Here is a 13237-nt window from a genome sequence, read left to right as displayed (position 1 = left end):
CGAAATATGCCGACATTACTGTTTTTATTCGCAGCCCTGCTCGCGGCGGGGCTGTTTTTGGTCCTGGCCGACGCGCTGAAGCTGCCCACCCTCGGCGCGGCCAGGGCCATGCTCAGCGCCGGCAGGCGGGACAAAAAGGCCGCCAAAACCATGGAAACGTGGCTCATGTCCCTTGCGGTCAGGCTCTCGAAACACATCCCCATGGATGAGTACAAAAAGAACCGCATGAATAACATTCTCAAGGCGGCGGGCATCGGCGTAACGCCGGAGGTCTACGCCGCATACGCCATGGTCAAGGCGGGGATGATCCTTCTTAGCGCCGTTCCCTGCCTGCTCCTGCTTCCGCCGCTCTCGCCGGCGCTGGTGTTCCTGGCGGTGCTGGTCTACTTCAAGGAAACCCGAAAAGCGGACGAGCAGCTGCGGGAAAAGCGGGAGCGGATCGAAAGGGAACTGCCGAGGTTTGTGGCCACCGTCGAACAGACGCTGAAAAGCAGCCGCGACGTGCTGGCGATGATGGAGAACTACAAGAAAAACGCAGGGGAGGCCTTCGCCCGCGAGCTGGACATTGTGACGGCGGACATGCGCTCCTCCTCCTACGAGGCGGCCCTCACCCGGTTCGAGGCAAGGCTCAATTCCCCCATGCTCTCGGACGTAGTCAGGGGACTGATCGGCGTCCTGCGGGGGGACGACAGCGCCGTCTATTTCCAAATGCTGGCCCATGACTTCAAGGCCCTGGAGCTGCAGCGGCTCAAGGGCCAGGCGCAGAAGATACCGTCCAAAATCCGGGTGTTCTCTTTCATCATGCTGATGTGCTTTCTGTTCACCTATCTGGCGGTCATCGCCTATGAGATCGTAAAGTCTCTGAACGCCATGTTCTGAAGGTGGGCTTTAAATCTATACCAGGAAAGGAGAACGCAATGGAAAGGATTGAGAAAATAAAGGAGCTGTTTCGGAAGAAACTCGTACCCGGACAGGAGCAGGGGGTGCGGATGTGTTAACAAAGCTGCGCGATAGCCGCGGAGAAGGATACATCGATGTGGCTGTGCTGGTGCTCTGCACCATGCTGGTCGTCGCCCTGGCCGTCAAGGTGCTTCCTGTCTACATTGCCAAAAGCCAGCTGGACACCTTTGCCGCGGAGCTGTGCCGGGAGGCGGAGATCGCGGGCCGGGTGGGCAGTGAAACCAGCCTGCGGGAGCAGGTGCTGCGGGAAAAAACAGGACTTGATCCCGTCGTCACCTGGTCAAAGACAGGCAAAATCCAGCTCAACCAGGAATTCACGGTGACCGTTACCCTGCGGAGAGATATCGGCCTCTTTGGCGGTTTCGGCTCCTTTCCCATTACGCTGACGGCAAAAGCCACGGGGAAAAGCGAGGTGTACTGGAAGTGAAAATAAGGGAAATATATGGTATAATAAGGAATAAAAAGGGATCGTCATTCCCCCTGATTGTCGCCGTGGCCCTGGTTCTGGCGATGATTTTGTGCGGCGTATCCGAATACATGCGGCTGATGATGATCGCGCAGGGTGTTCGGGACGCGGTGCAGTCCGCTGTTGTTTCGACAGTGAACGACAACTATGACGACATCTATCACGGCGTGCGGGAGGGCTACGCCGGGGGCTACCAGCTAGTGGGCGCCTCCTGGGAGGACAGCGTCGACTACGGCGATATTTACGCGTATCTTGACAAAACTCTGGGCCTGCAAAAAAGCGGCGGGTACCATGTGAAGTATGCGGGCGAGAGTGTGGAATACAAGCTCTCCGGCCTGTCGGTGGACATCCGGAACGCGCCGCTGGCTCCCTCCGATCCCGCCGGCGTGCAGGGCTTCCTGGCCGACGCGGCGATCCGGCTGGAGGTTCCGGTATCCTTCGGAGGCAAGATACTGCCGCCCATGGGGATCAATCTCCGGGTGCGGGCAAAATATATGTCTGTATTTTGACTTTTTCGCAAATACGATAGACTTCCCGAAACTTCTGTGGTAGGGTGTGGACTATAAAGAGCTATCGAAAAACCGACAAGGAGGCAATTCTTATGAGGAATATACAGGACAAGACAAAGAAACGTCTGACCATCGCCGGGCTTGGCATTGTATGCATGGCGCTGGTTATAGCGATATCCTCTCAATTTAAAACGGAAACGCCGCCGGACGGCGGGAACGCTCCGGCGTCCATTGCCACGGTCGAGGTCAACCCAAGCGCGGATATAGGCGGCAAGGCGAGAGAAAAAGAAGTGGTCGTCCCGGCCAGCGAACCGACTGCGGCGCCAGCCGATAACACGGCGCCTCAGACCGACCAGCCGGTGCAAAACCTGCAGCCGGAAGTGACCAAACCGCCGGAGCCGACGGAAAGCCAGAAGACCGACCCGACCCGAAAACCGAGCGGAGAAAAGGTTGAAAATGTACAAGCCACGGATCACAACAATGTGCAGAAACCGGATGCTCCGCAGACCGGTGAGCCAAAGGGCGGCGAGAGAAAAGACGGCAAGGTTTATCTCCCCGGCTTCGGCTGGGTAACTGAAACAGGCGGCTCAGGCACAAAAGTAGACGGTGACGGTGATATCAACAAACAGGTTGGAACGATGGATTAGCTCCCGACAATAGAATAAAACATTCCAGGGAACGCGGCAGAAATGCCGCGTTTTTTGATGTTCAAGGAGGTCTCTATGAAACGTGCACTCAGCATTTTTATTGTGCTGGTCCTGCTGCTGACCGCCCTGCTTCCCCTAACCGCCTATGCCGAGGGCGAAGGAAACATAGACAATGGAAGCGGCAGCATGGGCAGCGGCACCAGCGAAAACTTCTGGAGTCCCGGCGACGAGGGAGTGCGGATCACGGTGGTCAGAGCCAGTGATCACGCGGTGGTTACCATTCCCGTTGATTTTACCAACAAGCATCCCGACAACATACAGGCGCACTTCGGAAAGGTAAGCAAAATATCCTACACAAATGGTTTTTCCCTGACGCCCAGCATGCAGCAGTACACCTATGTCAATCCGGCGCAAGCGGTTCCGAGAATTATCAGCTCCGGCAGCGGTAATGCCAACATTGATGATATAAAAAGATATTTCTGTTCGGAATATACACTGATGCGGATTGCCGATGTTACCGGTTTCAATTACGACACCCTTATCAACGGCGACTATAAAATCCTGCTGGAACCCGTCGCCTACATGACCTTCCAGGGCGTAAGGATCGCCGTGACCGCAACCGAGGCGGCCCTCTACGACCAGCAGCTTGACGGCGGGCTGCGCAGCAAGATGGTGTCTCTTTCGCACAAGAACCTGCCGCTGGCGATGTTCCTCGAAACGCCCGACCTCGGCTATCCGGCATGGTCCGGCTCCCGGACGGCCGCCGCCTCCAACGCGGATATCATTTCTTCCCTTGGCCTTGGCATCATACGGTTCAGCGAGGCGGAGCCTCCCCAGGTGAGCGGTTATGACTACACCTACCGTGTCAACACACAGGTCATCACCTCGGTTACGGTCAGCGGAGGCCAGGCCGATCCCGACCATCCCGTGACGGCGCGCTTTACCATCGGCGGCCAAACCTACACGGTGAATAACATATATTATCCCGAAAGCGACAGCCAGCTTGTGTGGGTGCGCTGGACGACACCCTCCACGCCGCAGACCATGACCATCCATGTGTCCGTCACAGGCAGGGGCAGGGCGAGCCAGGGTACCATCACCGCCAATATTGTGGACCTGTCGGGACATGAGCCGCCAAACCCCGTCGCCGACGACCGCAACGACTCCTATACCCAACCGGCCGTTCCGAACAACCCGCAGAAAACCTCCGCCACATGGGGCGTCTGGCGTCCCTGGTGGCACGCGTATTGGGTGTGGCACTCCACCGGCAAGGATTCGGGGTACTGGTGTGATCACGGCTGGTGGGAGTTCGACTGGAACACTTACACCGCAAGCCTTTCGGCCTCCATGAGCGTCGTTCCGGATGCGAAAAATCCTACTGCTTCGGGCAAAACCATGAAAAGCGGGTATGGAATCAATCAGACCGTCACTGCAAATGTCAGCACCAACCAATCCTCGGCGGTGACGGCCGCGCAGACCGCCGTCACCTATTTCCCCGAATTTCGGTATCAGTCCTACTGGCGCCTGCTGGAGAGGACTGGTGGCGGCCTCGGCACCCAGTTTGAGTTTGCCAGGAACAGATATTCAACCTATAACCGGCGCACCCACTTCACGCCCATCTGGATGCCGGACGGAAGCTATACCCCCTACACCTACCTGATGGACTGCTGGACGCCCCAGGGGATGCTCAGCATGAACCTCGCCGACTCGGTGACCATCAGCGGGAACCTCTGGAGCGACTGGCATATCGCGCCGGTCAAGCCTTAAAAATATCATCAGAAAAAGAATGGACCGCAGGGCAAAAACAGCTTTGCGGTTTTTTCTTTTTCAGCAATAAAGGATGAAAGGTGGAAAAACCATGAAAAAAACCAAGAAGCTTCTGCTTGTCTTTTGCCTTATCCTTGTCCTGACAGGCATATTCTGCGTGACCGCCTATGCCGATCCCACCGGCGATGTGGCAGGGGCGATTGAAGGGACGTGGAAAGACGCGTCCGCGCAGATCAAAACCGTGGTCAACAAGGTGGTGTTCCCCGCCATCGACCTGATCCTGGCCGTGTTTTTCTTCGCCAAGCTGGGAATGGCGTACTTCGACTACCGCAAACACGGGCAGTTTGAATGGGCGGCGCCGGCGATCCTGTTCGCAACCCTTGTGTTTATGTTAACGGCCCCCTTATACATCTGGAGCATCCTTGGCATGTGACAACTGTAAAATGATGCGCGGGAGCCTGTGTAAAAGCAGGCTCTCCGCTTTTCGGGAAAGGAGTGACACGCCCAATGTTTATATGGGATTTTGCCGCCGACCTTGTGCTGGGGCAGATCATGGACTGGATATACGCGCAGATTGTTGGATTTCTCGGTGAGTTTTTCTCCATGATGGGCAACATGGGCGCCGAGTTGTTTGAGATGAGCTGGGTGCAGGCTGTCGTGCTGTTCTTCTCTTATCTCGCGTGGGCGCTTTATGTGACGGGGCTGGTGGTCTCCGCCTTCGAGTGCGCCATTGAATACCAGTCCGGACGCGGCAGCGTCAAAGACGCAGCTCTTAACGCCTTTAAGGGATTTATGGCGGTCGGACTGTTTACCGTTGTCCCGGTGGAGTTATACAAGCTGGCGATAACCCTGCAGGGCAGCTTTACATCGGGCATCACCGGTCTTGCCAACGGCGGGATCAGCGCCATGACGCTTGCCGCCCTCGCCAATGTCGGCGGCTTCGGATTCAACCCCATCATGGGGCTATTCTGCGTCATCCTCATGGGCTACGCGGTGATCAAGGTGTTCTTTGCCAATCTGAAACGCGGCGGCATTCTGCTGATCCAGATCGCCGTGGGGAGCCTGTACATGTTCAGCGTTCCCCGCGGCTACATTGACGGCTTCGTAAGCTGGTGCAAGCAGGTGGTGGGCTTGTGCCTCACCGCGTTTTTGCAGTCCACCATTCTCATCGCGGGGCTCATGGTGTTCAACAGCAGCATGCTTTTAGGCCTCGGCCTGATGCTGGCGGCCTCGGAGGTGCCAAGGATCGCGGGGCAATTCGGGCTGGACACCTCCACCAGGGGCAATCTGATGAGCACCGTGTACGCCGCCCAAACAGCGTTCAACATGACAAGGACGGTGGTAAGGGCGGTGGCGGCGAAATGACGGATAAGAAGCTGGTCTATATTGCCTCGCCCTATGCCGGAGATATCGAATACAACACCCGGATGGCAATAAAATACTGCCGCTACGCCGCGGAACACGGCGTTATCCCTCTGGCTCCCCATTTGCTGATGCCGAGATTCCTCTGCGAAGCGAATCCGGAAGAACGGGAGCTGGGGATCAAAATGGGGCTGCAGCTCCTTGCCTTATGCTCCGAACTGTGGGTCTTCGGCGGCCGGATATCCGAGGGCATGCGGCGTGAGATCGCGGAGGCCGAAAGGCTCGGCGTCCCGATTAAACACATCGGCGAAATTGAAATGACGGGAGTGAAGGATATGAAAAAATACGGAATATGGGCGAAAAGAAGCGCGGCCTCCGTCTGCGGCGCGGCGGAAGCCTGGCTCAAGTCGGACGGAAAGCCCATAACCTTCGACACTTATGAGGAAGCGGCGGCCAAGGCCGAAGCGCTTATGAAGAATATCGGGACGGCCAACGTTTCCTATTATCCCAGGCCAATGGAACAGGAGTCGGAGGACGCGCCCGCTCCCAGCATGAGTATGAAATTATAAGGAGGGCTGAAAAGTGTATATTTACCCCGACAATTTGAAATCCAAGGCGGTGCTGTGGCTGTGGCAGCTCCGGGACATCGGCGTGATCGGTATCGGTTGCCTTATCTCTGTTTTCGCACTGGCGCAGCTTGGCTTTTTGCTTCCCATCGTGGCGACGGCTCTCTACGCCTTTTTGACCATTCGATTTGACGACACCAGCATCCTTGACTTTATCCGCTATGCCTGCGCCTTTTTCCTGACCGGGCAGCAGTTCTACGAATGGCGGCTGCAATCCGGCGACCATTGGGAACCGGACGGAAAGCGGGTGGGCAAATGAGCAGAAAAGAAAAAAAAGAGCAGAAGCAAAGGCAGGCCACGCGGCAGCTCATCAACACCAGAGCCATCACCGACTACAGCCTGCAGACCTACGGCCACGGCGAGCTGGTATATTTTATCATCAAGCCCAGCAACATTTCTGTATTGTCCGAAGCCAGCGTCTCGGCGCGGATCTACGCCTTGATGACCGTGCTGAAGGGCATGGCGGAGATTGAGATGTGCTGCCTGAATTCCCGTGAGAACTTTGAGGACAACAAGCGGTTCCTGAAAAGCCGCGTGGAACAGGAGGACAATCCGGCCGTCCGCAAGCTGCTGGAAGCGGACCTGACCTTCCTCGACCGCATCCAGGTGCAGATGGCGACCGCGAGGGAATTTCTCATCATCATCCGGCTGCGCGATGAAAAAGAGAGCGAGGTGTTCCCCTACTTAAACCGCATTGAGAAAACCCTGCGGGAGCAGGGATTCTCTGTCAAACGGGCCGGAAAAGAGGATATCAAGCGGCTGCTGGCGGTCTATTTCGAGCAAAACGTGACCACCGAGCGGTTTGAAGATTTTGACGGAGAGCGGTGGATCATTTTCGGAGACTGATGAACAAAAAACATGCATAAACCGCAGTGCAGCAAGGTCCAGGATATCCCGATGTTGTTTGAATTAATAGTGAAAATATTGTATAATATAAAGGTAAGGTGGTGTTCATATGAGAGATCTGGAAAAACTGATAGATGAGGTAAACGGCTCAATGTCAATGGAAGGCATGCCGCTTACGAAGGATGATAAAGATAGAATCAGACGGTGTGCAGGGAATGATAAACTGGTTGAAAAAACCATAGCTGAGCTCGTTAAAAAGCACACGGCTGCCAGGAGCTATAGCCATGAGCAGCAACTATGAATACAGTTATGAGTGGGATCAAAGATATTGCTACCCTCATTCCAATGTTCTTATCAACAAGCTGGGCATCAGGGATGCTGAAAAGCTCCAGATAGCCGAAAGAGAAATAACTTCCTTGAGAATTGCCAATGCCAAAGTAAATGTTATAAAAGGCAATTTTGATCTGCTCCATTTACGACAGATTCACAAGTATATATTTGGCGATATCTACGAATGGGCGGGCGAAATCAGATGGGTGAACATCGCAAAAGGAAATATGTTTTGCAACTATGAGTTCATCGAACAAAACGCCGATCAGCTCTTCGCTAAGCTGAAAAAAGAAAATTACTTGAAAGATGCCTCCGCAGATGAAATTCCCATCCGTCTTGCGTATTATCTTGGTGAAATCAATGTCCTTCATCCATTCAGAGAAGGAAACGGCAGGGCGCAGAGGCTCTTTATCGAGTATTTGGCCGAAAATGCAGGCTATAGCGTAGACTTTTCCGAGGTGACCGACAAGCAAATGATTGAAGCAAGCGCGGCATCCTTCTCATGCGATTATACCAAAATGAATGAATTGTTCATCAAGATAACCAAGCCTCTGCCAGAGAACAACATCACTCAAATTTTCATGGGATAAAGACTAAAAAATATAGGGTCATTATTGCATAGAAAGCATTAGCTTTACCGGCTGATGCTCTTTTATATTATCATCATATATAAGCCGTTTGCTTTGTTGTGGAAATAGAGCGAGCGGCTTTTTTCTGTTCAAATCTGGGAAAAATTAAATTTTCCGCTCATTAAGGAGATGATACCATATGCCCAAAAAAGTCCGTTCTCCCGCCGCAGCGCAACAGGATGACATACGCGTGCAGGAATTCCTTGACATGATCGCGCCGTCGGTCGTCAAATTCTATACCGACCACTTCATTTGCGGCAATACCTACCGCTGCGTGTGGGCGCTTCGGGAGTACCCGACCGCCACGGAGGAACAGGCCATCCTGCGCCACCTGGGCGAGAAGGACGGCGTCACCCTGCGCATCTATACCCGCCATGTCACACCGGTGGAGGAAAGAAAAATCATATCCAACGCCGCCAATAAAAACCGCATGAAGCGGAGCAGCACCAACGACCTGCAGCAGACCGTCGCCGCCGAGAGCAACCTGCAGGACGTGGCCAATATCGTGGCTTCCATGCACCGGAACAAGGAACCGCTGCTCCACGCCGCCGTATATATCGAACTGTCCGCCCACGACCCCGACCAGCTCAAGCTGCTGCAGACCGAGGTGCTGACAGAACTCATACGGAGCAAGCTCAATGTGGACCGGCTCCTGCTCCGCCAGAAGCAGGGATTTATTTGCGCAATGCCTTCCGGCTGGAACGTGTTCGGCGACCAGTTTGAGCGTGTGCTGCCGGCGTCGTCAGTGGCCAACCTCTATCCCTTCAACTACAGCGGCAAAACCGATGAGCGCGGGTTTTACCTCGGCAGGGACAAATTCGGCAGCAACATCCTTGTGGATTTCAACAAGCGGGCCGACGACAAGACTAACGCCAACATCCTGATCCTGGGCAATTCCGGCCAGGGCAAAAGCTACCTATTGAAACTTATCCTCACCAATCTGCGGGAGTCCGGCATGCATGTGCTGGCTTTAGACCCTGAAATGGAATACGAGGAACTGACGGTAAACCTCGGCGGCTGCTTCATAGACCTCATGTCCGGCGAATACATCATCAATGTGCTGGAGCCGAAAACATGGGATATATCCGGCGACCCCGGGGACACCGGTGCACCCCAGGCGTTCCGGCAGACCTCCAAACTCAGCCAGCACATCAGCTTTCTCAAAGACTTTTTCCGCTGCTACAAGGACTTTGACGACCGGCAGATCGACACCATTGAGATCATGCTGGGCAGGCTCTACGACAAATGGGGCATCACCGACCGGAGCAATTTCGACCGGCTGAAGCCCGCGGATTACCCCATCCTGTCCGACCTGTACGAGCTGGTGGAGGCCGAGTACAAAGCCTTCGACGAGAGCCGCCGCCAGCTCTACACCGCCGACACGCTGCGGGAAATCTGCCTTGGACTCCACTCCCTGTGCAAGGGCGCGGAGTCCAATTTTTTCAACGGGCACACCAATATCACCGGCGGCAGCTTCGTGACCTTCGGCGTCAAGGGGCTGCTGCAGGCGTCGAAGAACATCCGCAACGCCCTGCTGTTCAACGTGCTGTCCTTTATGAGCAACGAGTTGCTGACTGCCGGAAACACGGCCGCCTCCATCGACGAGCTGTATTTATTCCTCACAAACCTGACGGCGATAGAGTACATCCGGAATTTCATGAAGCGTGTGAGAAAGAAGGACAGCGCCGTCATTCTCGCCTCGCAGAATCTGGAGGACTTCGACATCGAAGGCATCCGCGAATACACCAAGCCCCTGTTCTCCATACCTACGCACCAGTTCCTGTTCAACGCGGGCAACATCGACGCCAAATTCTATATCGAAAACCTTCAATTGGAGCAGAGCGAGTACAACCTGATCCGCTATCCGCAGCGCGGCGTGTGCCTCTACAAATGCGGCAACGAGCGGTACAACCTCATGGTGACCGCGCCGGAACACAAGGCAAGGCTCTTTGGAAAGGCGGGCGGCAGATGATGAGAAATATAGAGATCAAAAAAAGCATGGGCGGGATGCGAATGCCGTAGCGAGGGGGTGAAGGATTTTGGAGATGAAAGAACAGCGCTTCGGCATCGAAATCGAATTGACAGGACTGTCCCGCCTGCGCGCCGCCCAGGTCCTGGCGGAATACTTCGGCACGCCGGTTTCCCATGACGGGGGCTATTATGGCATCTATTCCGTCCTGGACGGCCAAAGCCGCCGGTGGAAGGTCATGAGCGACGGCAGCATCACTACAGAGAAAAAAGAAGGGCGGCGGATTGTTCCTGCCGACAGCACCTACAGCGTGGAACTGGTCAGCCCCATCTGCAGGTATGAGGATATCGAAACCATACAGGAAATCGTCCGCCAGCTCCGCACCGCCGGAGCCATTGCCAACGCAAGCTGCGGCATCCATGTCCACGTGGACGCCTCGCCCCACAACGCCAACACCCTGCGCAACATCACCAACATCATGGCCAGCAAGGAGGACTTGATCTACAAGGCGCTGCAGGTGAGCGTGGCACGGGAACGCCGCTACTGCAAAAAGGTGGAGCAGAGCTTTTTGGAGGAACTCAACCGCAAGAAACCGAAAACCCTGGAGCAGGTCAGCCGGATCTGGTACAACGGTAATGACGGCAGGCATGAGCATTACCACAACAGCCGCTACCACTGTTTGAACCTCCACAGCGTGTTCCAGAAGGGCACGATTGAATTCAGGCTGTTCAACGGCACCACCCATGCCGGAAAGATCAAGGCATACATCCAGCTCTGCCTTGCCATCAGCCATCAGGCACTGACACAGAGGTGCGCCAGCCGCATCAAAACCCAAAGCACCAATGAAAAATATACCTTCCGCACCTGGCTTCTGCGGCTGGGCCTTATCGGCGACGAATTCAAGACCGCCCGGCTTCATCTCCTGGAACATCTGGACGGCTGCATCGCGTGGAAAGACCCCGCCCAGGCGGAACGGCAAAAACAAAGGCTAAGGCAGAAAAAAGAAAAGGAACTGGCGCGGGCCGCCGGGGCCGTACAGGCGTCACAGGAACAAGATCAAACAGACATGGAACAGGCCGGGACTGAAGAAGGACCCGGCCTTTCCATGTCCATGTAGCAAGGAGGAATGAGAGAAAATGAAAAGCAAAACCCTATACATCGCCTACGGCAGCAACCTCAACCTGACGCAAATGGCCTGCCGCTGCCCCACCGCCAAAGTAGTCGGGACAAGCGAGCTTAAGGATTATGAGCTGCTGTTCAGAGGCAGCCGCCATAGCGCGGTGGCAACGGTGGAACCCTGCAAAGGCGGCCGTGTGCCTGTTCTTTTATGGACGCTGAAGGAAAAAGACCTGCAGGCTCTCGATCGCTACGAGGGATATCCCCACTTTTACCGCAAGGAAATCCTCAATGTGGAGCTGAAAGGCGGGATCGTTCCCGCCATGGCGTATATCATGAACGACGGGCATCCCTTCGGCGCGCCCTCGGATCACTACCTGAACACCATCCTGGAAGGCTATGAAAGCGCGGGCTTTGACACCGAGGTTCTGGAACAGGCGATGGAAAAATCCATCCGGCTGGCCGAGGAACAGCAGCCGGAACAGGAGAACCTGTTTGGCCTGAAATGGTGGTGAGAGCATGGCTGATCCCGCAACCATCACCCTTGCGGTCAGGGCGGCCGTCGCCGCGGCAACCGACAAAAGGACATGGAAGGCTGCCGGCGTTCTTGTCGCCGCTATCCTGACGCCCTTTATCCTTATCGTCGTGATGATCGTGAGCCTGCTCTCGGCTGCGGCGGATCACAACAGCAACGCCATAGAATTGTGCTTCAACGGCGGCGCGATCTCTTCCCGGGTCCCCGCCGATTACGCCGCCCATATCCGGGAGATGCGCAACGGCTTTTCGGAGCTTGACGCCGCCATCGCCGACATATCTTCGCAGGTGGAGGACGGGCAGCTTGACGCCACCCGCATAAAGGCGGTTTTTTATTCTCTGTTCTTCGGCGCTGAAAACTTGCGGATGGACGTCTCAGATTACCGGGCCTTCGCCGACTGCTTCGTGCGGTACGAAACCCGCGCCAAAAAGGATGAGGACGGCAACAAAACCGGCGAAACCTGCACTGTGGCCGTGCCGCTTAAATCCCTGCCGGAAATTTACGCCAACCTCCAAACCACCCTGGGCAGGACAATCACCCATGAGGACCGGGCCAACGCCTCGGAGATTTACCACCGCGTATTGTACGGCGGCGGTATCCCCACCTATGGGGAGGCGTTCAACGCCTGGTCAAACGGACTGCCTCTGTCCGACGCGCCCTTTGTCGGAGCCGACGGCTTCTGTTCTCCCCTGGGGGAAGGCTGGCGCGGCATGGTGACCTCGGAATTCGGGTACAGGACCGACCCATTCACTGGTCGGCACAAAGGACACTCCGGCATCGACCTGGCCGCGCCCCAAGGGACGCCAATCCGCGATGTGCTGGACGGCACGGTAGTGTTTGCACGCTATAAGACCACGGGCTACGGCTATCATTTAGCCATCGACCACGGCGGCGGCTTTGTCACTTTCTACGCCCACTGCTCCAAAATCCTCGTCACCGAGGGTCAGGCGGTCAAGGCCGGCGACATCATCGCGGAGGTTGGCAGCACCGGAAGAAGCACCGGCCCGCACCTGCATTTTGAGGTGCGCATCAATGGAGAAATCCAAAATCCAAGAAGCTATCTGCCATAGAAAGGAGGAAATGAGCCATGAGAGAAACGGAACTTACGATACTGTTCCCCACGGAGAAGCTGGAGGCCCTCCGTTTTTTTATGCGGAAAAAAGAGCTGGACATCGAGCGGGAGCTGAAGGATTACCTTGAAAAAACCTATGAGAGGATCGTCCCCGTCCATGTCCGGGAGTATGTGGAAAGCAGGATCGGACAGGAGCCTGCTCAGGAACAGATGCCAGGACCGGGAGCCCAGGAACGGCAGGCGGAACCGCAGCGCCAGCCAAGGCAGACCCGCCGCCAGCGTGAGCAGGCAACGGCCGAGGCGCCTTCCTCTCCGCAAGCTCAGACCGGGACGGAGGGACCTGCCGAGGAAGAAACCCAGGGCATGACCATGAGCATGTAAACAGCGGAAAGGAAAAAGGAGG

General features: G+C 55.7%; 17 protein-coding genes. All 17 read left to right on the top strand.

Annotated features, from left to right (window positions below; all coding sequences use genetic code 11):
• Positions 1-6: 6 nt before the first annotated feature.
• The 17 genes from L9W92_RS05390 (at position 7) to L9W92_RS05310 (ending at position 13215) form a co-directional block, all read left to right on the top strand.
• Positions 7-879, top strand: a complete 873-nt coding sequence (locus L9W92_RS05390) for a type II secretion system F family protein (protein ID WP_240082725.1) — start codon at positions 7-9, stop codon at positions 877-879.
• A 112-nt stretch (positions 880-991) separates the two neighbouring features.
• Positions 992-1387, top strand: a complete 396-nt coding sequence (locus tag L9W92_RS05385) for a DUF4320 family protein (protein WP_012281362.1) — start codon at positions 992-994, stop codon at positions 1385-1387.
• Complete coding sequence (locus L9W92_RS05380; protein WP_012281361.1) at positions 1384-1935, top strand: hypothetical protein; 552 nt, start codon at positions 1384-1386, stop codon at positions 1933-1935. The genes L9W92_RS05385 and L9W92_RS05380 overlap by 4 nt, the downstream gene beginning before the upstream one ends.
• Positions 1936-2027: 92 nt before the next feature.
• Positions 2028-2582 (top strand): DUF6550 family protein, encoded by a 555-nt coding sequence (locus tag L9W92_RS05375; RefSeq protein WP_240082724.1) that lies wholly within the window; start codon positions 2028-2030, stop codon positions 2580-2582.
• A 75-nt stretch (positions 2583-2657) separates the two neighbouring features.
• On the top strand, positions 2658-4349 hold the full coding sequence (locus tag L9W92_RS05370; protein ID WP_240082723.1) for a DUF8193 domain-containing protein: 1692 nt from the start codon (positions 2658-2660) through the stop codon (positions 4347-4349).
• 91 nt (positions 4350-4440) lie between these two features.
• Entirely contained in the window at positions 4441-4782 is a 342-nt protein-coding gene (locus tag L9W92_RS05365) for a DUF3852 domain-containing protein (RefSeq protein WP_012281355.1), read from the top strand.
• A 74-nt stretch (positions 4783-4856) separates the two neighbouring features.
• Positions 4857-5714 (top strand): conjugal transfer protein TrbL family protein, encoded by an 858-nt coding sequence (locus L9W92_RS05360; RefSeq protein ID WP_240082722.1) that lies wholly within the window; start codon positions 4857-4859, stop codon positions 5712-5714.
• The gene (locus tag L9W92_RS05355; protein ID WP_240082721.1) at positions 5711-6280 is read left to right on the top strand and encodes a DUF7768 domain-containing protein; all 570 of its coding nucleotides are present in this window, start codon (positions 5711-5713) and stop codon (positions 6278-6280) included. The genes L9W92_RS05360 and L9W92_RS05355 overlap by 4 nt, the downstream gene beginning before the upstream one ends.
• A gap of 13 nt (positions 6281-6293) precedes the next feature.
• Positions 6294-6596 carry a hypothetical protein gene (locus tag L9W92_RS05350; RefSeq protein ID WP_012281352.1) on the top strand — a complete coding sequence of 101 codons (303 nt, stop codon included), beginning with the start codon at positions 6294-6296 and terminating at the stop codon, positions 6594-6596.
• Positions 6593-7183: a hypothetical protein gene (locus tag L9W92_RS05345; protein ID WP_240082720.1), complete on the top strand. Its 591-nt coding sequence runs from the start codon at positions 6593-6595 to the stop codon at positions 7181-7183. The genes L9W92_RS05350 and L9W92_RS05345 overlap by 4 nt, the downstream gene beginning before the upstream one ends.
• Before the next feature lie 109 nt (positions 7184-7292).
• Positions 7293-7484: a hypothetical protein gene (locus L9W92_RS05340; RefSeq protein WP_015049870.1), complete on the top strand. Its 192-nt coding sequence runs from the start codon at positions 7293-7295 to the stop codon at positions 7482-7484.
• Entirely contained in the window at positions 7468-8103 is a 636-nt protein-coding gene (locus tag L9W92_RS05335) for a Fic/DOC family protein (RefSeq protein WP_240082719.1), read from the top strand. The genes L9W92_RS05340 and L9W92_RS05335 overlap by 17 nt, the downstream gene beginning before the upstream one ends.
• 178 nt (positions 8104-8281) lie before the next feature.
• Positions 8282-10114 carry a VirB4 family type IV secretion system protein gene (locus tag L9W92_RS05330; protein ID WP_240082718.1) on the top strand — a complete coding sequence of 611 codons (1833 nt, stop codon included), beginning with the start codon at positions 8282-8284 and terminating at the stop codon, positions 10112-10114.
• A gap of 67 nt (positions 10115-10181) precedes the next feature.
• Positions 10182-11228, top strand: a complete 1047-nt coding sequence (locus L9W92_RS05325) for an amidoligase family protein (RefSeq protein WP_240082717.1) — start codon at positions 10182-10184, stop codon at positions 11226-11228.
• Between the two features lie 19 nt (positions 11229-11247).
• Positions 11248-11742 carry a gamma-glutamylcyclotransferase family protein gene (locus tag L9W92_RS05320; protein WP_240082716.1) on the top strand — a complete coding sequence of 165 codons (495 nt, stop codon included), beginning with the start codon at positions 11248-11250 and terminating at the stop codon, positions 11740-11742.
• 4 nt (positions 11743-11746) lie between these two features.
• On the top strand, positions 11747-12832 hold the full coding sequence (locus L9W92_RS05315) for a M23 family metallopeptidase (RefSeq protein WP_240082715.1): 1086 nt from the start codon (positions 11747-11749) through the stop codon (positions 12830-12832).
• A 17-nt stretch (positions 12833-12849) separates the two neighbouring features.
• Complete coding sequence (locus L9W92_RS05310; protein WP_240082714.1) at positions 12850-13215, top strand: DUF6103 family protein; 366 nt, start codon at positions 12850-12852, stop codon at positions 13213-13215.
• Positions 13216-13237 lie beyond the last annotated feature (22 nt).

This window comes from Pelotomaculum terephthalicicum JT (assembly GCF_022410535.1).
In the GTDB taxonomy this organism is placed as follows: Bacteria; Bacillota; Desulfotomaculia; order Desulfotomaculales; family Pelotomaculaceae; genus Pelotomaculum_D; species Pelotomaculum_D terephthalicicum.
This window is presented reverse-complemented; position numbering and strand designations above follow the sequence as displayed.